The sequence below is a fragment of the Staphylococcus simiae genome (assembly GCF_002902085.1).
In the GTDB taxonomy this organism is placed as follows: Bacteria; Bacillota; Bacilli; order Staphylococcales; family Staphylococcaceae; genus Staphylococcus; species Staphylococcus simiae.
This window is the reverse complement of record NZ_PPQR01000126.1, coordinates 1-233: the sequence shown is the minus strand read 5'-3', so window position 1 is coordinate 233 and position 233 is coordinate 1. Positions and strand designations below refer to the sequence as shown.

Here is a 233-nt window from a genome sequence, read left to right as displayed (position 1 = left end):
TGTTTTAGAATAACTATTACGGTCTTGAAGAATTGCTTTTTGCTCTTCGTACTTCGACTTTCGTTCAGAATAATCATCAAATTTCTTTTTAACTTTTTTTATTTCAGTTCTTTTTTTACGAGTCTGCTTTCTTAGTTCTGGTTGTGTTTCATTTTCAATTTGTTGATTTAAATCTTCGATTTCTTTATTCAAATGACTACCGATTAAATCAATATCTTCTTTTGATAAATCAG

The 233-nt window shown here is 27.5% G+C and carries 1 pseudogene; it reads right to left on the bottom strand.

Features of this window, described 5'->3' with window-relative positions:
• A pseudogene (locus CD113_RS11585) lies at positions 1–233 on the bottom strand (IS5/IS1182 family transposase); the annotation flags it as partial.